Origin of the sequence: Bacteroides ihuae, from assembly GCF_900104585.1 — a bacterium.
Taxonomy (GTDB): domain Bacteria; phylum Bacteroidota; class Bacteroidia; order Bacteroidales; family Bacteroidaceae; genus Bacteroides; species Bacteroides ihuae.
Genome location: NZ_FNVX01000005.1, coordinates 252,232 through 275,073, shown reverse-complemented (window position 1 = coordinate 275,073; position 22,842 = coordinate 252,232). Strand labels below are relative to the sequence as shown.

Below are 22,842 nucleotides of genomic sequence, written 5' to 3'. Positions count from 1 at the left end.
TATTTCCAAAACAGTAATTGAAAATACTATTTAGACCTTAATAATAAAGAAAATCGAATACTAATGACAAAAAACATATTTATAACGATTCTTTTTCTATCTTTTTTTTCCACCAATGGAATTTACGCTCAACCGACCAATGGAGGCCCTATTCCGCCAGAGATAGAAAATCCTGAATTACTCGGGATAAACAAAGAACCATATCACGCCACATTAATGCCATATGGCAACTTACAAGAAGCTTTGGCCGCCAGACGACACGCCTCTTCACTTTGTCTCAGTTTAAATGGGCTATGGAAATTCAACTGGGTGCCAACACCCGAAAAACGTCCAATCGATTTTTACAAGTCTGATTGCGATGTCTCGGAGTGGAAAGAAATCAAGGTACCTTCCAATTGGGAGGTAGAAGGCTACGGCACACCATTTTATCGTAATTTGGGTTATACCATTAAGAAAGATTATCCGCATGTGATGAGCGAGCCGGATACATGGTACACATCATTCAAAGAGCGAAACCCTGTGGGGAGTTATCGTCGAGAATTCAATTTGCCAACCGAATGGGCAGGGCGACGCAATTTCATCACATTTGATGGCGTTGACTGTGCTTTCTTTTTGTGGGTAAACGGGGGAAAAGTAGGCTTTAGCGTGAATAGTCGTAATGCTGCAGATTTCGATCTTACCAAATATCTGAAACCAGGTAAAAACATGATAGCCGTAGAAGTATATCAATATAGTTCGGGTACTTGGTTGGAGGATCAAGATATGTGGCGTCTGCACGGAATCTTCCGCAATGTAACACTCTGGAGTGCCCCTCAGGTACACATTCGCGACTTTTTCATAAAAACAGATTTAGATAAAGACTACAGAGATGCGACGCTGGATGTATCCGCCAAGATAAAGAATTATAGTGATAAAACGGCCAAAACTCAAACATTCATGGCTACTCTTTACAACAAAGAAGGCAAAGAAATAGCCAAAGGTAGCGCAAAAGGAGTGTCTCTCAAATCAAATCAGGAAGAATCACTGAATGTGAAAATGCAGGTAACAAACCCGCTAAAGTGGACTGCTGAAACACCTAATTTATATACGGTTGTATTGACTAACTCTGAAGGAGAAATATTATCATCAAAAATCGGCTTTCGAAAAATAGAAATCAAAGGACGGATATTTATGGTAAATGGGGTACCAATAAAATTGAAAGGTGTAAACCGACACGAACATTGGTCGGATGTGGGACATGCCATCACCGAAGAGCAAATGATTCGCGATTTGGAAGTTATAAAACAAGGAAATTGCAACCATGTACGTACAAGCCATTATTCTAATGACCCTCGTTGGTACGAACTATGCGATGAATGGGGCATTTGGTTAGTAGCCGAAGCCAATATGGAATATCATGGTTATGATACTCGGTTTGATGAAGAGCCAACAATAAAAGCAGCTATTATTGACCGCAATGTGGCTAACGTTGAAAACTTTAAGAACCATCCATCCGTGATTATTTGGTCACTTGGCAATGAAGGTGGCGGAATCAGCACAAATTTGAAAGCAGCCATGTCTACAGTTAAAGCTCTTGACTCCACTCGTTTTGTTCATTATGAACGTTTTGGTATAGGTAGTAGAAATCCTGCCGATTTGGAAGGCCGCATGTATGGTAGTGCCGCCGATTACGCCGAAATGGTAAAAAACTGGGGAATGACCAAACCGCTTTACATTTGTGAGTTTGTTCATGCTATGTTCAACTCAATGGGCTCATTAGATGAATATTCAAAAGTGTTTGATAATACTCCGGAGATATTAGGTGGTGCGATCTGGGAATTTCAGGATCAGGCATTGTGGAACAAGCGCACCCCAAACCACCCAATCTTAGCATATGGCGGTGGCTTTGGAGAACAGCCTAACGACCATTATTTTATCCACAAAGGAGTGGTTTCTTATGACCGTTCTACGGAAGGAAACCAAGTTAAGCCGCATTATCCTGAAATGAAGAAAGCATTCCAATGGATTGATACCGAATTATCGGATCCAATCGCTGGAATGATCACGATTAAGAATAAGTTCCAGTTTATTTCTTTGAATGGCTTTGAGGCAACATGGAGTTTGACCGAGAATGGAACAGAAATAGACAAGGGCGTAATCAATATAATGCAGCCCATCAATGCCCGAAGCGTTGGCAGAGCATTGATTCCATATAAAATAGAACATCCTAAAGCTGGGGCAGAATATTTTTTGCGCATTTCATATAAACAAAAGGAGAAAACACTTTGGGCTGATAAAGGTTTTGAAGTAGCATCTGAGCAAATTAAACTTCCCATCAACACCCCTCCTGTAATAGAAGCAAGAGTTTCGCAACCAGTAAAGCTGGTCCAAAATGCACAAACAGTCACAATTTCAGGGAAAGATTTTGCCGTAAGTTTCGATAAGAAAAGCGGTTTGATGAATCAGCTTATAAAAAATGGAACCAACCTTTTAACTGCCGATGGTTCTCCGAAGTTACATTTGTGGCGTGCCTCTCACCGCAATGACGACGACTGGACTTATCGCCAATGGGAGAAGTTTGGTGTAACGACACTTCAATATACATTGCTTGATTTCAAAGTAGAAACTGTTGATAATTCTTCAGTGAAGGTAACTTCAACAACAAAGGCAGATGGTAAAGAAGGCTTTGGAGTTTATCACACGGCAACCTATTTAGTAAAGGGTGATGGTTCTATAAAAGTAGATAATCAGGTTCATTTTGTTGGATTCCGAATAAATTTGGCTCGTATAGGCGTACGTATGATGCTCGATAAAAAGCTTGATCACATGACATTCTTTGGCCGTGGACCTTTCGAGAATTATTCCGACCGCAAAAGCTCTGCAGAAGTGGGCATTTATGAATTGGGTGTAAATGAACAATATGAATACGAAAAACCGATGGAACGCGGAAATCATGAAGAAGTAAGATGGGCAAAATTAAGCGGCAAAGACATGCCTTCTTTATTAATACAATCCGATGAAAAATTGATGCAAGTAGCAGCCCTTCCACATACTGATGAGCAAATGTATCCTGTAGAATATAAAATTGATCTGCCTGCAAGCACAGCTACAGTATTCTGCATCTCTACCAAAACTTTAGGCGTAGGATCAGCCAGTTGTGGCCCGCGTCCGCTTAAACAATTCCAAGTGTTCGCCGAACCCACTTCTTTCACTTATACGATTAACTTGTTTTAATCTTCAATAAAATTTATATCTTATGAAAAAGAGTCTATTCATCATTGTTTCAATCTTTATAGTTGTCGTAAATCTGCCTCTTGCTGGTAATGCACAAAATCCGATTATCCAAACGAATTACACTGCCGATCCCGCTCCATTGGTGTACAACGACACGGTTTTTCTCTATACCAGTCACGACGAAGATGATGCCTTTGGTTTTAAAATGCAAGATTGGTTACTATACACATCCACCGACATGGTTAATTGGACCGATCATGGGGTAATCGCCTCCTTAAAAGACTTTAAATGGGTACCCTATGACAATGGGGCATGGGCACCACAGTGCATTCAACGCAACAATAAATTCTATATGTATTGCCCTATGCCGAACGGTATTGGTATAGGCGTATTAGTTTCAGATAGTCCTTATGGACCTTTTAAAGACCCTATTGGGAAACCTCTAATCAAGAATAGTATGCTAGACATTGACCCAACAATACTCATTGACGAAGATGGACAGGCTTATCTTTATTGGGGAAATCCGAACTTTTACTATGTAAAACTGAATGAGGATATGATTTCCTATTCAGGCGAAATTATAAATGAACCGACTAAACCGGACAATTATCAGGAAGGCCCTTGGGTATGGAAACACAATGGACACTATTATCTGGCTTATGCTTCAACCTGTTGCCCTGAAGGCATCGGTTATGCAATGAGTAGTTCTCCGACAGGCCCTTGGGAATATAAAGGTATGATAATGGAAGGTGATAAACGTTCAAACGGAAATCATCCGGGGGTTATCGATTACAAAGGAAATTCGTACGTGTTTGGCTTTAATTATGCTATTCTAAAACAAACTATGTTGAAGCATTACGAAAGACGTTCAATATGTATTGAAAATCTAAAATATAATACCGATGGTTCCATTCAGAAGCTTCCGTTTTGGTCAACCACAGGTGTCAAACAGCTTGGCACAGTGAATCCTTACAATCGTATCGAAGCCGAAACAATGGCTTTTAGCGAAGGGCTTAAAACTGAACTTGTCACTGAATGGGAAAGAAACGTATCTTGGGACAAAGGGAAAAAGATAGCTGACAGGCTTTTTGTTTCTTCTATCCATAACGGAGATTATATCAAAGTGCAAGGTGTAAATTTCTCTAAAGGCGCAGCATCAATTGATGTTAGTGTAGCATCTTTATATGGTGGGAAAATTGAAGTCCATACTGACAAGATTGATGGCCCTGTAATTGGGATAGTTAATGTTAACACCTCTGGCGAAGGAGATGTCTGGAAAGTTTTTAGCACTTCTGTTAAGCACATTAACGGTATTCACGATTTATATTTCGTTTTCAAGGGTGAAAAAGAATTGTTCAATTTCGATTGGTGGACATTTAACACTAAATAAAGGTTTTTTTAAATTCAACGAATCGCAATATAAATAAAGGATATTCCCAAAAAATGCAATAATGATCCCTTTGAACCCAATAAATAAAAGGTGAGATTTGAAGGATAATATCGTAATTACAATATAAATCAAAAAATAATTATTTAATGAAAGTAGTAACAAACAACATTAGATTTGCGACCATTATTGGTCTCTTTATTTCATTTAGCCTGATGGAAATCAATCACTTATCTGCTCAGACTGTATGGCTTGATCAATTGGATCTCAGTGCCGCTACCCAAGGGTATGGAGTACCGAAGAAGAATAAATCTGTTGATGGCAAGGTTATGACAATCAAAGGTAAAACTTTCGAGCGCGGATTTGGAACACATGCAGAGAGTTCATTATTGATTCTATTAGATGGAAAAGCAACTTCGTTCACAGCACAGGTGGGTATTGATGATGAGATTGCAGGCCATGAACCAGCCTCTGAATTCGTAATATATGGCGATGGAAAGAAACTATGGTCAAGCGGTATAATGCGTTTAGGAGATGCTGCCATACCGTGTTCAGTTCCGCTTGTTGGAATAAAAAAACTTGAATTAGTGGTAACCGACGGTGGTAACGGAAATTATTATGATCATGCAGATTGGGCCGATGCAAAATTCGAGACTACGGGTGTAGATACCTTTATTACCTACAATCCTGTGGCAAGCGAACCTTATATTCTAACTCCTCCCCCCCCCGCTTGGCCAAGAATTAATGGTGCGAGTGTCTTTGGCGCACGTCCAGGTTCTCCTTTTCAATTTCTTGTACCGGTAACTGGTGACCGTCCAATAACTTTTTCAGCTACTGGACTACCTCCAGGATTAAAGATTGACTCTAAAACCGGAATTATAACCGGTAAACTTTCCAAAACAGGAACTTTTGTTGTTGCCCTAACTGCAAAAAACGCAAAAGGCAAGGCGGAAAAAAAATTGCGCATTGTCTGTGGAGACCGTATTGCGCTAACCCCACCAATGGGATGGAACAGTTGGAACTGTTTTGCTCAAGAAGTATCTGCCGATAAGGTAAAGCGCGCAGCTGATGCCATGGTGAAAAGCGGGCTTATCAACCACGGCTGGACGTATATTAATATCGACGATTTCTGGGAAAACAATCGAGATTCCAAAGATCAGTCGTTGCGTGGAGAATTTCGCGATGAAGCTGGTAATATCATCCCCAACTCACGGTTTGTAGATATGAAATCCCTTGCCAATTATGTGCATGACCTTGGGTTAAAAATTGGACTCTATTCAAGTCCAGGCCCGTGGACATGTGGTGGCTGCGTAGGTAGTTACGGGCACGAAAAGCAAGATGCCGAAAGTTATGCCAAATGGGGATTTGACTATCTTAAATACGACTGGTGCAGTTATGGTAATGTAATCGATGGATTGCCAAACAACGATCCATATAAAGTATCGTCTTTGTCGTACAATGGTGGAAGTGAATTGAATACCGCCATTAAACCGTTTAAGGTGATGGGTGAATATCTTCGCCAACAGCCCCGCGATATTATATTTAGCGTATGTCAGTACGGAATGTCGGATGTATGGAAGTGGGGTGATTCTGTTAACGGCAATTGCTGGCGTACAACCAATGATATTACCGACACTTGGACAAGCGTGAAGAATATTGCTCTTGACCAAGATAAATCAGCTCCTTATGCCAAACCTGGAAATTGGAACGATCCTGATATGCTTGTCGTTGGTACCGTTGGGTGGGGAAATTCACATCCGAGTAAACTTAAACCTGATGAGCAGTATCTTCACATCAGCCTATGGAGCCTCTTCTCTGCACCCCTCCTCATTGGCTGTGACATGGAGAAACTTGATGATTTCACATTAAATTTACTAACCAATGATGAAGTTATAGCAGTTAATCAAGATCCGCTTGGCAAACAAGCATCCTGCATGCATACAATTGGTGATTTACGTATTTATGTAAAGGAACTCGAAGATGGTAGTCGCGCTATAGGTTTTTGCAATTTCGGTCTGGAAATAGTAAACCTTGCATATAAAGATTTCGAAAAGATAGGTCTTAACGGGATGTATCAAGTACGTGATTTATGGCGACAAAAAGATATTGAAAACATCGATACCAAAACAGGACAACTTGCACTTAAAATTCCGGCACACGGGGTGCTTCTTTATAAATTCACTTCTGTGAAATAAATTCGAATTTGATAAAAAAACAAATATAAAATGAAGAATAAAGCATTAATAAAGGTGTTTGCTATTACAGTCTTTATCTTATTAGCAATATTACCATTGGGATTAAACGCACAAAACCCAATCATTCAGACTAATTACACAGCCGATCCTGCACCTATGGTACACAACGGCACAGTTTACCTTTATACATCACACGACGAGGACAAAACAGTGCGAAATTTTTTCACTATGAACGACTGGCGTTGCTATTCATCAACTGATATGGTGAACTGGACCGACCACGGTGCGATTCTGTCGTATAAGGTTTTTGAATGGTCTCGCGGCGATGCTTGGGCTGGTCAGTGTATTTACCGAAACGGCAAGTTCTATTATTACTTACCGGTGAATCAAAAAAACGGTGAGAATGCCATTGGAGTTGCAGTATCTGACAGTCCGACCGGTCCTTTTAAAGATGCCATTGGCAAACCATTGCTGAGTGGCTATGGCTACATTGACCCAACCGTATTTATCGACGACAATAGTCAGGCATATCTCTATTGGGGTAATCCAAACCTTTGGCACGTGAAGTTAAATGAGGATATGATTTCTTATAATCAGGAACCAGGTATTGTTAAGGAAGATTTGAAAGATGAAAACTTCGGATATCGCGCAAAAAAAATAGATAATCGGACAGCGTCTTACGAGGAGGGTCCTTGGTTATTCAAGCGTAATAGTAAGTACTACCTTCTATATCCTGCCGGTGGTGTTCCTGAGCATCTGGCCTATTCATCAAGTACAAGTGCAACCGGACCTTGGGTTTACGGTGATACGATTATGCACGTAATTAAAGAAGGAGGAGCATTTACTAACCATCCGGGTTACATCGAATTTAAGGGGAAATCTTATTTGTTTTACCACAATGCCGCATTGCCCGATGGTAGTGGTTTTAAACGTTCAGTTTGTATTGAGCCGTTTACCTTTAATGCCGATGGATCTATTCCATTAATTACTCCAACCAAAGAGGGAGTAAAAGAAAGTGCCGGTAACTTGAATCCATTCGTAAGAGTTGAAGCTGAAACCTTTGCATGGGAAGAAGGTATTGAAACCGCGAAAGATGAAGAAACAGGCGTTTATGTTACCGACATTAATAACGGCGAGTATATCAAAGTCCGTAGTGTCGATTTTGGCAAAGGTGCCAAGAAATTTGAGGCAAGTGTTGCTTCTGCATTGCAGGGTGGAAAAATTGAAATTCGCATTGATGAAAAAAACGGCAGTTTGTTAGGAACTTTAGAAGTAAAAAATACAGATGGTGATCAAATATGGAAAACTCTATCGTGTAAGGTGAATAAAGTCAAAGGAGTACACGACTTATTCTTTGTTTTCAAAGGAGGCGAAGGTAATTTGTTCAATTTCGACTGGTGGAAATTAAAATGATCAAACTATTTTATGAATATAAAAAGTATTTGCTCGTATAAACAGGTATTTGTTCTCAGTACTTTAATATTGGCTTCGGTTACCAATGTATACAGCCAGAGAGAGGTTCTCGCTCATTGGAACTTTGAACAAATAAAACACCTCAAAGATGATTCTGTATCAGCCCCTATAGTAGGTCAGGCTCTAACTGCTGGTAACCGTGGTCCAATTGAGCCACAGCCATTTGTATTTGATGAGTCAGGCAAAGGGAATTTCCTGCAAGTACAAGGTTCAAGAACATCACCAAATGTTTTTTCCGACAATGTCCCGAGTGTTCAGGTTGATGGTAAACTGAACACCCGCTCACTTTCCTTGAAAAACGGTGAGTATGTGGTGACATTCGATCGCCCATTGGCTTATTACGATATGCAGAAAAGCTGGGCGATAGAGGCCAGTTTGAAGTGTAACTTACTTGGTACTGAGCAGGTTTATCTTTGCAAAGAAGGAGCGAAAGGGCAGTTGGTAGGCGATTTGTCCATTGGCTTTGACAATATGTATAAAAAATACTTTGTTGAGGTTATGTGTGCTGACGGCATACCTCGTCGTATTGTAGCAGGAGATGAAGTAGAAGCGGGCAAGTGGTATAATGTTCGTGCTCAAGCTGACTATGATTCAAAGAGTGGACAAACTCAACTTCGCTTTGAAGTGAAACCTTCAGGTCAAGCTAACTTCGGAAAGTCATCTACAATTTCCTTCAAGGGTTCGGCTTTAAATCGCAATGCAGGTATGTGGGTAATTGGACGTGGATTTCCAGGAGGCTTTCCTAATAGTCTCCAAGTACTTGATGGGGCGATAGATGAGGTTAAAATTTCTGGCGAGGCAATGCCTCGTGTAACGGGTCAAAATCCGCTTTTCACAGACTTCTTTACAGCTGATCCTGCAATGACTGTTATTGGCAGTACTGTTTATGCATACGTAGGTCAGGATGCTGCTTCGGTTGGTGGATGGTTCAATATGCCAAGTTGGCTGTGTTACTCTACAACAGATATGAAGAACTGGAAGGCGCATGGTCCTGTTTTGGCCGCAAAAGATTTCGTAAACGCATACGGTGGAGCTTCCTGGGCTGCACAAGTGATTGAGAAGGACAGGAAATTCTACGACTATGTCACATTGGATGGGAAAAATGGCCACTTTATTACTGTAGCTGTAAGCGATAACCCTACCGGTCCATTCAAGGAAGCGCTACCCGGCAAGCCTCTGATCACCGACGATATGACCAAAGATTCACATAGACCGAATTCAGATATTGATCCCACTGTTCTTATTGATGCCGATGGCACTCCATGGATGGCTTGGGGCAATGGCGACTGTTACATGGTGAAACTGAAACGCAATATGGTTGAGATCGATGGTCCTGTTACCAAAGTTCCATTCAGAAATTATTCGGAAGGTCCATGGCTTTTCAAACGGGGTGATTTCTATTACATGGTATATGCCGCCGATGCCCCGGGAGTGCAGGCTGAGCAAATAGCCTATTCTTCTGCTAAGAATATTAACGGTCCATGGACCTATGGAGGATTACTAACCGGTCCGGCAAAGTATGGTTTCACTATTCATCCATCGATCATCGAATTCAAAAATCAATGGTATTTCTTTTACCACGATGGTTCTTATACGTTGAACGGAACTCCGGGTGGCGATTGCAGACGTCAGGTATGTGCAGAATACCTTTACTTTAATCCTGACGGAAGCATTAAACCAATCAAACTTACAACTGAAGGAATAAGTGTACCTGCGAAAAAATAAAAACGAATTAAGAGACAATGAATAGAAATGATTTAGAATAAGCTGTAAATAATAATTTTCATATGAATAATATAAAACGAAAACATCTCTTCCTTATTGCAGGGATTATTTTTATTAAATCATTTTCTGTTAATGCATCTAATAAGGTTAATTACAGAATTCCATCTCAGTATATTCAGCACGAGGCATCAAAAAATGCCTTCACAATTGTTGCCAATGGAAAAGCTACTTCAATCTACGTTGATGCTGCAGACTGGAAGGGCGTAATCCGTGCAGCCAATAATTTAGGTAACGACATTCGTAAAGTCTCAGGCATTGCTTCCAAAGTGAAGGAATCAACAACACCCGAAACACATTCAATCATAATTGGGACAATCGGTAAAAGCAAATTAATAGACAAATTGATTGCCGACAGAAAAATTAACGTATCCGACATCAAAGGTCAATGGGAGTCTTTCGTCATTCAGACTGTAGATGGCAATCTGATTGTTGCCGGAGCCGACAAACGCGGAACCATTTATGGTATTTATGATATCTCAGAAAAAATTGGTGTTTCGCCCTGGTATTTTTGGGCTGATGTTCCTGCTAAGAAAAGCAATAAACTCTATGTGAAAGCGGGAAGATTTGTTCAGGATTCGCCTAAAGTAAAATATCGCGGCATTTTTATTAACGATGAATCGCCTTCTTTTACCGGCTGGTGCAATGCGAAATTTGGTGGCGTTAATTCCAAAATGTATGTAAACATGTTCGAACTACTTTTGCGTCTGAAAGCCAACTTTCTTTGGCCTGCAATGTGGGGTAATGCATTTAACGAAGATGATCCAATGAATCCGGTTTTGGCAGATGAGTACGGCATTGTAATGGGAAACTCGCACCACGAACCAATGATGCGGGCGCAAAAAGAATATACTAAACGCAAACAGAAAATCGGTGAGTGGGACTTTGTTACAAACAGTGCGAATCTTGAAAAGTTTTGGTTTGAAGGCCTCAATCGCAACAAGAATTATGATAATGTGATTACGATGGGTATGCGTGGTGATGGCGATGTAGCTATGGGTAAAGGTGAAGACTTGGAAAATATAAAAACGTTGCAAAATGTAGTGAAAAGTCAACGAGATATCATTCGGAAAGTGTACAACGATGACCCTGCCAATCATCCGCAACTATGGGCTATTTTTACGGAGGTTCAGCGATATTATGATGCCGGGCTTACTGTTCCTGACGATATAATTCTCTTATTTTGCGATAACAACTGGGGTTATATACGACGAACCCTTCCTCTAAAAGAAAAAGACAGAATAGGAGGTGGAGGTCTGTATTATCACATTGACATGAATGGAGGACCATGGAATGATCGTTGGGTTAACACCACTACCATACCCAAATTACGCGAGCAGTTCAATTTGGCATACCAATCTGGTATCAATAAGCTTTGGGTTGTAAACGTTGGAGATCTTAAACCCAAGGAAATTCCTATCGACTTTATTATGCACTATGCATGGAATCCGGAGGCAGTGCCTGCTGATAAGACCATGGATTACAGTATCGACTGGGCAACAAAAACTTTTGGAAGCGAACATGCTGTTGAAATTGCAGATATTGTTTCTAAATACCCAAAATACAATCTTTGGAGAAAAGCTGAAGCTCAGGTTCCGAACATTTTCAGCATTGTGAATCATAATGAAGGCGACCGTGTTATTCAACTTTGGCGTGACGTAGCTAATAAGGCGGAAGCTTTGAAATCTAAAATTGCTCCGGAAGCACAAGATGCTTATTATCAGTTGGTATTATATCCAACTAAAGCATCTGCCGGTGTTGCCGAAATGTACATCGCGGCAGATAAAAATAATCTTTATGCCAAGCAAGGACGTGTAAGTGCCAATGATTATGCTAAACGCGTTCGTGATCTTTACGATTTGGATAAACAATTGAGTGATTATTACAACGGTCCAATGGCAGATGGAAAATGGAAAAACATGATGTCTGACATACATATCTGTTACAGAATATGGTCTATGCCTCTTACCAGTACGATGCCTGCTGTAGTTGATGTAACGCCGCTTCCTACTCCGGCTATGGGCATTGCCGTTGAAGGTAGCGAACAAGCATGGCCAGCTTCGGCAGAAAAAGCTGCTTTACCCGTATTCGATGGTCTTAACAAGAAACCGTACTATATTGATGTATTTAACCGTGGAACGGGGGCATTCACTTTCAATGCGGTTGCCAATAATTCATGGATTAAATTAAGTGTAACTAAAGGCACTGTAGAAAAAGAAAATCGTATCATAGTTGATATTGATTGGGAATCTTTGCCTGTTGGTAAAGCTGATGGTTTGATTGAAATTAGACAAGGCGATAGTTTGGTTCAGGTTCAGGTGAGTGCTGTTAAATCCATAATTCCGGTAACAACAGAACCCTATTTCGGAAGTCTTACAGGAGAATTCTCGATACCAGCCAATAAATTCAATGCCAATGTGGCGGGAAAGAAATCAAAATGGTTACTTCTCCCTGATTTGGGTAGAGATGAAGCTTGTATGGGAATTTTTCCGGTTACAGCTCCTAGTGAAATACCCAAAACGGCTCCTCGTTTGGAGTACAAAATGTATCTTAATCAACAAGGCAAAACGACTTTTTGTATAGGTATTCTTCCAACTCAGGATGTTAATCCGGAGCGTGGTTTGCGCATTGCTGTGTCTATTGATAATGGGGAACCTCAAATTCTTGATGCACGTAAAGGATTGGTAGATACATTTACCGAATATACTCCAACAAATCTGGCTAACTCAAAAGTATTGAAACCACTGCCTCCGCTCAATAAAGAGATTGCATTGGTAGGAACAGGAAAACTGCGTCGTAATGAGATTTTTGATAATATTCGTTGGTTGGACGTTCAGTTGGATGTGGCTGCTCCCGGATTCCACACGCTGAAAGTGTTTATGATTGATCCGGAACTTGTTCTAGAGAGAATTGTGGTAAACCCGGATAACGATCATCTTAGTTATTTCGGAGTTCCTTCTCTTCAACACAATGCTAAATAAACTGCATTTAACTAGAATCAACCTTAGTTATTAATACAAATATGAAAAGACAATATTATATTTTTCTATTAGCTTTAGCTTTACTTTTACCTTCATCTCTAGGGACTGTTCTTGCACAGCCAAAAAAGAATTATCACGCATGGGCAACGACTCCACCCTTGGGATGGAATAGTTGGGATTGTTTTGGAACGACTGTAACCGAACAACAAATCAAGGAACAGGCTGATGCAATGGCAAAGTATCTTTTGCCAAGTGGATATAGATATCTTACTGTGGATATTCAATGGTACGAACCTGAAGCGAAAGGACATGCTTACGATCCCAATGCGGTACTCACAATGGATGAATACGGACGTTTAACCCCTGGAGTGAAAAAATTCCCTTCAGCGATCGATGGTAAAGGATTTAAGACTCTTGCTGATTATGTGCATTCAAAAGGACTGAAATTTGGAATCCATATTATGCGTGGTATTCCTCGTCAGGCTGTTGAAAAAAACACTCCTGTGCTCGGTACAACGGTAAAGGCTCAGGATATTGCATTAACGAACTCCCGTTGTGCATGGAACCCCGATATGTATGGCGTTGATGCGACTAAACCCGAAGGTCAGGCTTACTATAATTCAATTATTCAGATGTATGCCGATTGGGGAGTCGATTTTATAAAGTGTGACGACATTTCGCGTCCTTACGACGATGTTCAAAAAGCCGAAATTGAAGCGCTCCGCAATGCTATTGACAAAACTGCTCGCCCGATAATTTTAAGTTTGTCTCCGGGCGCAACGCCAATTACAGCCGGTGAGCATGTAATGAACCATGCCAATATGTGGCGTATTACTGATGACTTCTGGGATAGATGGGGGTTGTTGTTAGCTATGTTCGAGCGGATGGATGCCTGGACCCCATACCGTGGACCCGGACATTTTCCGGATGCCGATATGCTTCCGATTGGAATGATTGATTTCAAACGCCCTACCAACTTCACTAAGAATGAACAATACACGCTTATGAGCATGTGGGCAATTGGCCGTTCACCACTTATTTTCGGTGGAGATATGACTAAGCTTGATGACTTTACCAAACAAATGCTCACCAACCCCGAGATGTTGAAGGTAAACCAGCAAAGTACAAACAACCGTCAGGTATCTCGTGATAAAAACCTGATAGTATGGACTGCTGATATACCTAATAGTAAAGATAAATATGTGGCACTTTTCAATGCGCAAAGCAAAGGAGACAATATTGATTTCAACAATGCCGACTATGCAAGCCCATTAATTGCAGGTAAGGGTAGTTCTCAAAAGATAGAGGTATCAGTGAAAGACGGAAAGAAACTCGTATTATTCGTTAAAGATGGTGGAAATGGTTTCGACTGGGATCATGTAGTGTGGGTCGATCCTATTCTTCATGGGCCAAAAGGAGACCTTAAACTTACCAAGATGAAATGGATCAGTGCTACTGCCGGATGGGGAGAAACACATGTGAACCGAACATGCGACAATAAACCGATTATTATAGATGATAAACCAGCTGAGGGTATTGGCACCCATGGTGAATCCATTATAATTTATGAATTGCCGGAAGGTTATGATACTTTTACGGCAACTGGGGTTGTAACGATGAATGGTTCGGTTGTTTTTGGGGTCCTTGTTAGCAAAGGAGCAATTGTTCTTCCCGAAACCGCTAATGTAAAAGTAATTTTCGAAGCCATAGGTGTAAAAGGTAAAACCAGAGTACGCGATTTGTGGAGTCACAAAGATCTGGGTACTTTCAAAAAAAGTTTCAGTCGCGAATTATCTCAACATGGTGCCGGATTATATAGAATCAGTCCTTTACGTTAATATGCTATAACATATAAATAAGGAGAGATAATCTAACTCAATAAACAAACACGCAAAATGCAACTAACAAAAAGCACATATACTGAAGCAGAGAAATCAATTTCTAAGATGATTTTGACTGTCAATATATTAACAGTGTTTTTTTTATATTCACCAACGTTGAGTGGCCAGAATGTTAGTATTGGAGATTATGGGAATAATTACCAAGATTTCAAGACTGAATTTATGTGGGAAGCAAAGGTGAAAATTGCTAATATAATAACCGTGGGCGAAAGCAAGCGTGGTGTTAAAAGAGTTATTCCGATTACAGGAGGAACATTTATCGGCCCAAAAATAAGAGGCGAAGTCTTATCTGGTGGAGAAGACAGTCAATTGGTTCGTCCCGATGGAGACACTGAACTAGATGCTCGTTATCTACTGAAAACAGATGATAGATATGTAATTCAGGTCGTTAATAAGGCATTGATTCATACCGATGCAAAAACTAAGACTTTCTATTGCAAGTCTGTTCTTGATTTAGAAGCACCAAAAGATAGCCTTTACGATTATCTTAATCATGCTATCTTTATTGGAACATTAATAATACCCGAGTTGAAACCTGGCGAGGAACCTTATGTCGTGATTAAAGTTTATAAGTTGCTGTAAATTAAACATATGAATATTAAAACAAATAGATTAACTAATAACTAATTTTATGAAGAAAATCAGTTTAATACTTTCATTACTAATAGTTTTTGCTACTGGTAGCCAAGCGCAATCGTATCAGAAAACGGATTTAGGTTTAAAAATAAAAATCGACTCAATCGATGTTGAAATTCAGTTTTACGGACCTTCCATTGTTAGGGTTATAAAATCACCTATTGGACAAGCTTTCACTAAAGAGAGCTTAACTGTCGTTAAGAAGCCACAAGCTACAAAGCTTGCAATTAGTCGACGAGGAGACGTTATTTCGTTGAAAAGCCAAAAGATGAAAGTTGATGTCAACGTTAAGTCGGGTAAAATATCCTATGCTACTCTTGCCGGAGCACAACTTTTAAGCGAGAAAGAATCGGGTGCAACATTTACTGATTTCAATGATGCAGGATCAGAAACTTATACCATTAATCAATCGTTTACACTTGACAAGGACGAAGCTATTTATGGTCTGGGTCAACAACAACGAGGTAAATTATCGCTGCGTAACGCAAGAATCAACATGGTACAGGGAAATACTGACGACTACGTTCCTTTCCTTGTTTCTACAAAAGGTTACGGTTTATTCTGGGATAATTATTCCCCAACAGTATTTGAAGATAAGCCGGAAAGCACCTCATTCAAATCAGATGTTGGCGATTGTATTGATTATTACTTTATGCTTGGTGGAAATATTGATGGATCAATTGCCAGCATGCGCGAACTCACAGGACAAGCTCCAATGTTTCCATTGTGGACTTTTGGTTACTGGCAAAGTAAAGAACGCTACAAAAGTCAAAACGAACTAGTGGGAATAGTTAAAAGATACCGTGAAATAGGTGTGCCACTCGATGGAATCATTCAGGATTGGCAATACTGGGGCAATAATTACTTGTGGAATGCCATGGAATTTCTCAACACAGAATTCCCTAATCCAAAGAAAATGGTAGATGATATTCACAATATGAATGCGCATGTGATTATTTCCATTTGGTCTTCATTTGGCCCTCAAACAAAGCAATTTCGCGAAATGCAGCCGAAAGGTATGCTTCTGAACTTTGGTACATGGCCACAATCGGGATTAGAGACATGGCCTCCAAACCGCGAATATCCATCTGGTGTTCAGCCTTATGACCCATATAACCCCGAAGCTCGCGATATATACTGGAGACATCTGGACAAAGGACTTTTCTCGTTGGGTATTGACGGATGGTGGATGGATTCTTCAGAACCTGACCATCTGGATTTCAAACCTTCCGATTTCGATCTTAAAACGTATCTTGGCTCATTCCGTAAGGTACGCAACGCATTCCCATTGATGACAGTAGGAGGAGTTGCAGAACACCAACGTGCTGCAAGTTCCGATAAACGTGTATTTATCCTTACTCGTTCTGCTTTTGCAGGACAACAACGTTATGGAGCCAATACATGGTCTGGCGATGTCAACTCATCTTGGCAATCGTTACGCAATCAAATACCTGCAGGCCTCAACTTTTCGATGAGCGCAATTCCATACTGGAATACTGATATTGGCGGTTTTTTTGCAAGTGCTTATAACAGAGGATGGAGCGAAGGAGCGAAGAATCCTTCATTTCAAGAATTGTATGTTCGTTGGCTCCAGTTCGGAGCATTTACCCCTATGATGCGTTCGCATGGTACTGATATTCCAAGAGAAATATATAACTTTGGTAAAAAAGGCGAGACGATCTACGATGCGATAGCAAAAACAATTGATTTGCGTTATTCATTCTTGCCATACATTTACTCTACTGCTTGGTCGGTTACGAATAGCCAATCTACCATTATGCGTGCCTTGGTGATGGACTTTAATGATAAGAAAGTTATAGACATGGACAATGAGTATATGTTTGGTAAATCAATATTGGTAGCTCCTATTATTAATGCGCAATATACCCCGGAAACTATTTTAAGAGCAAATGCTGAAACCGGTTGGGATAAAAAAGATGCAAATAGCGAAAATAAGGAACAATCTGTGAACTTTAGCGAGGCTAAATCAACAAAAGTGTATTTACCCGAAGGCACTTCATGGTACGATTTCTGGACTAACGAGAAAATTAATGGTGGTCAGGAAATAGTAAGAGCAACAACAATCGATGAAATTCCTTTGTACATTAAATCTGGAAGTATAGTTCCTTTTGGGCCACAAGTACAGTATGCTACCGAAAAGAAATGGGATAACCTGGAAATTCGCATTTACCCCGGAGCTAATGGTGAGTTTACATTGTACGAAGATGAAAATGATAATTATAACTACGAAAAGGGTGTATATTCTACGATAACTTTTACTTGGAACGATGCAAAGAAGTCATTAACTATTAATGACCGTAAAGGCTCATTCCCGGGAATGCTTACAACTCGTAAATTTAGTGTTGTAGTTGTAGCCGCAGGTGATAAAATGGATAAAGCTGTAACTTATAGTGGAAAAAAAGTTGTAGTTAAACTATAGATGTTATTATGGGTCTCCAGATGAAAAAGTTCTTGATCTGTGTTTTAATTGTGCTTGGTTTTAGTTTTTTAGCTGAAGCCAAGCCACTAAAGCATTCCTTTGAGGTAGAAGCTGCAAAACTTATCGGTAGTGCGTCAAAAGCTCCAGATAGTAAGGCCTCCGGAGGGTATGTGGTTTGTTTGACCAAGTCTGGTGAAGGTGTGAAACTATTTAATATTAAAGCATCTAACAAACTAGCGATCTGCTATGCTTCAGTATCAGTAGGCACTATCAGTATTGCAGTTAATAATCAATCGGCCCATAAGGTTAACATCCATTCATCGGGCGCTCTTATGGGATCGTTTCTATATTCAATCATCGACATTGCGATTCCAAATAATGCTTCGCTGACCATCAGTTTGGCTCATAATGATGTAGCCGTGAATATTGACAAAATCATTGTTGGGAAAGGTGATTTGGGATTACCGCCCGATATATGGAATTTACCACCGTTTCCGGTGGCTTCAGGTTCTTATTCTGCCGATTGGAAGAAGTTAAGCCGGATTTATACTGTACCTGAATGGTGGCGTGAGGCTAAGTTTGGAGCATGGTCACATTGGGATCCGCAGTCCATGCCCGAGCAGAGCGATTGGTATTCACGCGGCATGTATATGCAAGATAACAAACAATATGAATACAACCTCAAAAGCTTTGGTCATCCCTCTGAATATGGATACAAGGACATTTGCCACAATTGGGTCATTGACAAATGGAGACCGGAAGAATTGATGGATTTGTATGTCGAAATGGGTGCCCGCTACTTTATGGCGATGGGAGTGCATCATGACAACTTCGATTGTTGGAATTCAACTTATCAACCCTGGAATTCAGTGAATGTTGGCCCCAAGCAAGATATTGTCTGTATTTGGGAAAAAATGGCCCGACAACGCGGTTTACGATTTGGCATTGGTTTTCATAACACTCCGGGACGTACATGGGGGCAATTTATGACGGTGCGTTACACAAGTGATAAGACCGGACCGAAACAAGGTGTACCTTATGATGCCCTTCAAACCATTCTAGATGGAAAAGGGAAATGGTGGGATGGGATGGATCCGGTTGATTTATATGGACCGAAACACGACAAAAAAGACCCCTTGCATTCACCTTTCGCCAACCAATTTATGTGGCGGGTAGATGATGCCATTACCAAGTATCATCCCGATATGATTTACTTCGATGATCATGCGGGAGATTCGCAAATTGATTTGGGTGTGAACATGGGATTGGGATTTCTTGCTCCGTCACTGATTGCAAATTACTACAATAAATCGCTGCAATGGAATCATGGAAAAATGGATGTTGTGATTAACCTCAAAGCTGTTGGTGGACGATACAATAGTTTCCAGAACAGCCCTCAACTGCTTCCTCTCGTTGATCGGTCTCTAGTTAAGAGTACTGAGGCTGACATTGAGCCGGAGATTACGGCCTATCCTTTCCAGACAGAAACAAGCATTGCTGAGTGGCATTATCTGACTGGTCAAAAATATATGGATGCTAAAAAAGTAATTGGGCTATTGATGCAAAATGTTTCGCGCAACGGCACCATGTTGCTCAATATCACCCAGCACGGACGTGGTGACCTTGATTCTGAAGTGATTCGCATCTGCAAAGATATTGGTGCTTGGCTGAAAATCAATGGGGAAGCGGTGTACGGTTCCCGCCCTTTTGAAGTTTTTGGTGATAATACCGTCCTGTATACCCGCAACCAAGCTAATGTTTACGCTACGCTTTTGGAGTGGGACGGCAATCCTGTCACTCTTTCTGCACTTCATGCCGGGGGTACAACCTTGGGTAAAGTATCCAAAGTTGAAATACTAGGTTCCGACCGTCCTTTGAAATTTGTTCAAGATGATAAAGGTTTGACAATTAAACCAGAAGAGCCGCTTCAAATATTGCCCGAAATCACCGATCAGTCGTTGGCTTCGAAATGCCGTGTTATGCGTATTACTCACGACAAAGGCTGGTTCAATGACGATGATCCCGGTGCAAAAGCTCCCGGATGGCTTCGCAAATGCAATCTGGGCACCGGCGATTTCAATAACGACCTTACAACCAGCGATACGTCCGGCGATAGTTGGACTTGTTCGTTCATAGGTAACAATATCTCAATTATTGCCCCAAAAGAAGTGGGAGCAGGAAAAATAGAAGTTCTTATTGATGGCAAAACCCGTGCAACAGCAGATTTATCTATCATTGGAGCACGTAAGGCACAGCAAGTGGTGTGCGAAATATCAGGTCTAACTCCGGGTGAACATACGGTTAGTATTATCAATATTGGTTCCGGACCGGTAGCTGTGGATGCCTTGATTGTACGATAATAACAAGATGGAGATAAAATTGATCATAAAATTAAATACTATGTTGAAATACTTGAAACTTTTACCAATAATGTCAGTGCTTTCATTAGTCTGTACAACAAACCTCAAAGCACAGCAAATTACACTAGGCAAACAACTCTTCGATAGTAATTGGAAGTTCTTCTTGGGCGATCCTCCTGCTGTCAGCACTGTCGATTTTGATGATAAAAATTGGCGAAACCTCGATTTACCGCACGACTGGAGTATCGAAGGGACAGTAGATTCAAAGAATCCGATGGGAAACGATGGAGGATATTTTCCTGCAGGTGTCGGTTGCTATCGAAAAACGTTCACGCTCCCGGCATCGTTTAAGGACAAACTTATATCTATATATTTCGAAGGTGTTTACATGAATTCAGAAGTGTCGATTAACGGAAAATTGCTGGGCGTTCATCCTTACGGCTATACTTCTTTTAGTTATGACCTTACTCCTTACCTGAAATTAAATGGTAAAAACGTTCTTTCTGTTCGGGTGGACAATTCAAAGCAAAAGAATTGCCGTTGGTATAGCGGTTCCGGTATTTACCGACATGTATGGATGGTTGTTACCAACCCAATACATGTTGCTCAATGGGGTTTATCAGTTACGACTCCCATTGTATCCACTAAAAAAGCAACTGTTATAGTGAAAACGTTGGTGAAAAATGAGACAGAATTACCTCAAAACATTAGTCTTAAAACTACACTTTGGGATGCAAGTGCGAGAAAAGCAGGTGACAATCAATTGATCGTGCAACTTCCTGCCAACAGCGAGAAAGAAGTTGAACAAACCATTCAAGTTTATAACCCTTTGCTGTGGACTCCCGAAACCCCTAATTTATATCAGGCACAAGTTCGTATTGAGAAGAATAAAAAAACAATTGAGAATATCAAAACAAACGTTGGTATTCGCTCCATAAAATTTACCACCGAAAGTGGATTTCAACTTAATGGAAAAATGGTGAAAATCAATGGAGGTTGTGTGCATCACGACAATGGTTGTTTAGGAGCTGCCGCTTTTGATCGTGCCGAAGAACGAAGGGTTCAAATTCTTAAATCAGCAGGGTTTAATGCAATTCGTACTTCGCATAACCCTCCGTCAGAAGCTTTTTTGGATGCCTGCGACAGATTGGGAATGCTGGTTATCGATGAAGCATTTGATGGATGGAAAGAAAGAAAAAATGACTACGATTATGCCATGTACTTTGACAGTTGGTGGCAACGCGATATCGAAGCCATGGTACAACGCGACCGAAACCATCCTTCCATTATTATGTGGAGCACTGGCAACGAGATTATTGAGCGGAAAAAGCCTGAAGCTGTTGAAACAGCCAAAATGCTTGCTGATTGCATCCGCAAAAACGATCCCACACGACCAGTTACTTCAGCTATGACGACATGGGACAGCGATTGGGAAATATTCGATCCACTAATGGCTACACATGATGTTTGTGGGTATAATTATCAGCTGCACCGCGCTCCATCGGATCATGAGAGAGTGCCTTCGAGGATTATTGTTCAAACCGAATCGTATCCGAGAGATGCTTTTGCCAATTGGAAAATGGTGCAAAGTCACAATTATATTCTGGGTGATTTTGTTTGGACTGCGCTTGATTATTTAGGAGAATCGAGCATTGGACGTTGGTATTATCCGGGCGATAAACCCGGCGAACATTGGGAAGGGGTATTATACCCCTGGCATGGCGCATATTGTGGCGATATTGATTTGACGGGATGGCGCAAACCGATTTCGCATTACAGAAGCATGCTTTATAATGAAAATGAAAAGCTTTATATGGCCGTTCGGGAGCCAAATCCCGATTCAGGAAAAATAAAAACAACCGGTTGGGCTGTTTGGCCGACATGGGAAAGCTGGACATGGCCAGGCTACGAAGGAAAGCAACTGGAAGTTGAAGTTTATTCAAAATATCCGAAGGTTCGACTTTTTCTAAATCAGAAACTGATTGGCGAACAATCTACAACTGAGGAACAACAATTCAAGGCAACATTTAGTGTTCCTTATACCAATGGCGAGTTAAAAGCAGTTGGAGTAATGAATAATAAAGAAGTGGAAACAACCATTTTGAAAACTTCGGGTGATGCTGCTAAAATTAAACTAATTGTCGACCGTACGAAAATATCAGCTAATGGGCAGGATTTATCCTTTGTCACTATTGAAGTAACGGATAAAGATGGAAATCTACAGCCCAATGCTGAAAACAGGTTAGAATTTAAGATTAGTGGTCCGGGCGTAATTGCCGGTGTGGATAATGCAAACATCAAAGATGTTGATCCTTACGTTGCTACTTCCCGAAAAGCCTGGCATGGACGTGCCCTTGTTGTAATTAAAAGTACTAAAATTGCCGGTACGATTAAACTTTCAGTAAGTTCGCATGGTCTAAACAATGTTACAACGGATATTTTTACGATTAATAAATAATTTAGAAATTATAATA

11 protein-coding genes are annotated in these 22,842 nt (G+C 40.6%); all 11 read left to right on the top strand.

Translation table 11 applies throughout. The annotated features are described in order from the left end of the window. Positions 1 to 63: 63 nt before the first annotated feature. On the top strand, positions 64 to 3,213 hold the full coding sequence (locus tag BQ5338_RS06715; protein ID WP_071146074.1) for a glycoside hydrolase family 2 TIM barrel-domain containing protein: 3,150 nt from the start codon (positions 64 to 66) through the stop codon (positions 3,211 to 3,213). A 22-nt stretch (positions 3,214 to 3,235) separates the two neighbouring features. Then, positions 3,236 to 4,603, top strand: coding sequence for a glycoside hydrolase family 43 protein (locus tag BQ5338_RS06710; RefSeq protein WP_071146073.1), 1,368 nt, complete (start codon positions 3,236 to 3,238; stop codon positions 4,601 to 4,603). Positions 4,604 to 4,749: 146 nt separating this feature from the next. Then, the gene (locus BQ5338_RS06705; protein WP_071146072.1) at positions 4,750 to 6,795 is read left to right on the top strand and encodes an NPCBM/NEW2 domain-containing protein; all 2,046 of its coding nucleotides are present in this window, start codon (positions 4,750 to 4,752) and stop codon (positions 6,793 to 6,795) included. 30 nt (positions 6,796 to 6,825) lie between these two features. Next, positions 6,826 to 8,208, top strand: a complete 1,383-nt coding sequence (locus BQ5338_RS06700; protein ID WP_071146071.1) for a glycoside hydrolase family 43 protein — start codon at positions 6,826 to 6,828, stop codon at positions 8,206 to 8,208. Positions 8,209 to 8,220: 12 nt separating this feature from the next. Next, positions 8,221 to 9,993, top strand: a complete 1,773-nt coding sequence (locus tag BQ5338_RS16970) for a family 43 glycosylhydrolase (protein ID WP_205409938.1) — start codon at positions 8,221 to 8,223, stop codon at positions 9,991 to 9,993. Between the two features lie 62 nt (positions 9,994 to 10,055). Continuing rightward, complete coding sequence (locus tag BQ5338_RS06690) at positions 10,056 to 13,031, top strand: glycosyl hydrolase 115 family protein (RefSeq protein WP_071146070.1); 2,976 nt, start codon at positions 10,056 to 10,058, stop codon at positions 13,029 to 13,031. A 41-nt stretch (positions 13,032 to 13,072) separates the two neighbouring features. Continuing rightward, entirely contained in the window at positions 13,073 to 14,869 is a 1,797-nt protein-coding gene (locus BQ5338_RS06685) for an NPCBM/NEW2 domain-containing protein (protein WP_071146069.1), read from the top strand. 57 nt (positions 14,870 to 14,926) lie between these two features. After that, positions 14,927 to 15,514: a DUF3237 domain-containing protein gene (locus tag BQ5338_RS06680; protein WP_078063417.1), complete on the top strand. Its 588-nt coding sequence runs from the start codon at positions 14,927 to 14,929 to the stop codon at positions 15,512 to 15,514. Between the two features lie 49 nt (positions 15,515 to 15,563). After that, the gene (locus BQ5338_RS06675; RefSeq protein WP_071146068.1) at positions 15,564 to 18,008 is read left to right on the top strand and encodes a glycoside hydrolase family 31 protein; all 2,445 of its coding nucleotides are present in this window, start codon (positions 15,564 to 15,566) and stop codon (positions 18,006 to 18,008) included. A gap of 20 nt (positions 18,009 to 18,028) precedes the next feature. After that, complete coding sequence (locus BQ5338_RS06670) at positions 18,029 to 20,368, top strand: alpha-L-fucosidase (RefSeq protein ID WP_159431316.1); 2,340 nt, start codon at positions 18,029 to 18,031, stop codon at positions 20,366 to 20,368. A gap of 40 nt (positions 20,369 to 20,408) precedes the next feature. Next, complete coding sequence (locus BQ5338_RS06665) at positions 20,409 to 22,826, top strand: glycoside hydrolase family 2 TIM barrel-domain containing protein (protein WP_078063451.1); 2,418 nt, start codon at positions 20,409 to 20,411, stop codon at positions 22,824 to 22,826. Positions 22,827 to 22,842 lie beyond the last annotated feature (16 nt).

Excerpts from the sequence above, each read along its gene's own strand:
- BQ5338_RS06700 (WP_071146071.1), top strand. The coding sequence starts at position 6,826 with ATGAAGAATAAAGCATTAATAAAGGTGTTTGCTATTACAGTCTTTATC.
- BQ5338_RS06675 (WP_071146068.1), top strand. The coding sequence starts at position 15,564 with ATGAAGAAAATCAGTTTAATACTTTCATTACTAATAGTTTTTGCTACT.
- BQ5338_RS06715 (WP_071146074.1), top strand. The coding sequence starts at position 64 with ATGACAAAAAACATATTTATAACGATTCTTTTTCTATCTTTTTTTTCC.
- BQ5338_RS16970 (WP_205409938.1), top strand. The coding sequence starts at position 8,221 with ATGAATATAAAAAGTATTTGCTCGTATAAACAGGTATTTGTTCTCAGT.
- BQ5338_RS06665 (WP_078063451.1), top strand. The coding sequence starts at position 20,409 with ATGTTGAAATACTTGAAACTTTTACCAATAATGTCAGTGCTTTCATTA.
- BQ5338_RS06710 (WP_071146073.1), top strand. The coding sequence starts at position 3,236 with ATGAAAAAGAGTCTATTCATCATTGTTTCAATCTTTATAGTTGTCGTA.
- BQ5338_RS06670 (WP_159431316.1), top strand. The coding sequence starts at position 18,029 with ATGAAAAAGTTCTTGATCTGTGTTTTAATTGTGCTTGGTTTTAGTTTT.
- BQ5338_RS06705 (WP_071146072.1), top strand. The coding sequence starts at position 4,750 with ATGAAAGTAGTAACAAACAACATTAGATTTGCGACCATTATTGGTCTC.
- BQ5338_RS06685 (WP_071146069.1), top strand. The coding sequence starts at position 13,073 with ATGAAAAGACAATATTATATTTTTCTATTAGCTTTAGCTTTACTTTTA.
- BQ5338_RS06680 (WP_078063417.1), top strand. The coding sequence starts at position 14,927 with ATGCAACTAACAAAAAGCACATATACTGAAGCAGAGAAATCAATTTCT.
- BQ5338_RS06690 (WP_071146070.1), top strand. The coding sequence starts at position 10,056 with ATGAATAATATAAAACGAAAACATCTCTTCCTTATTGCAGGGATTATT.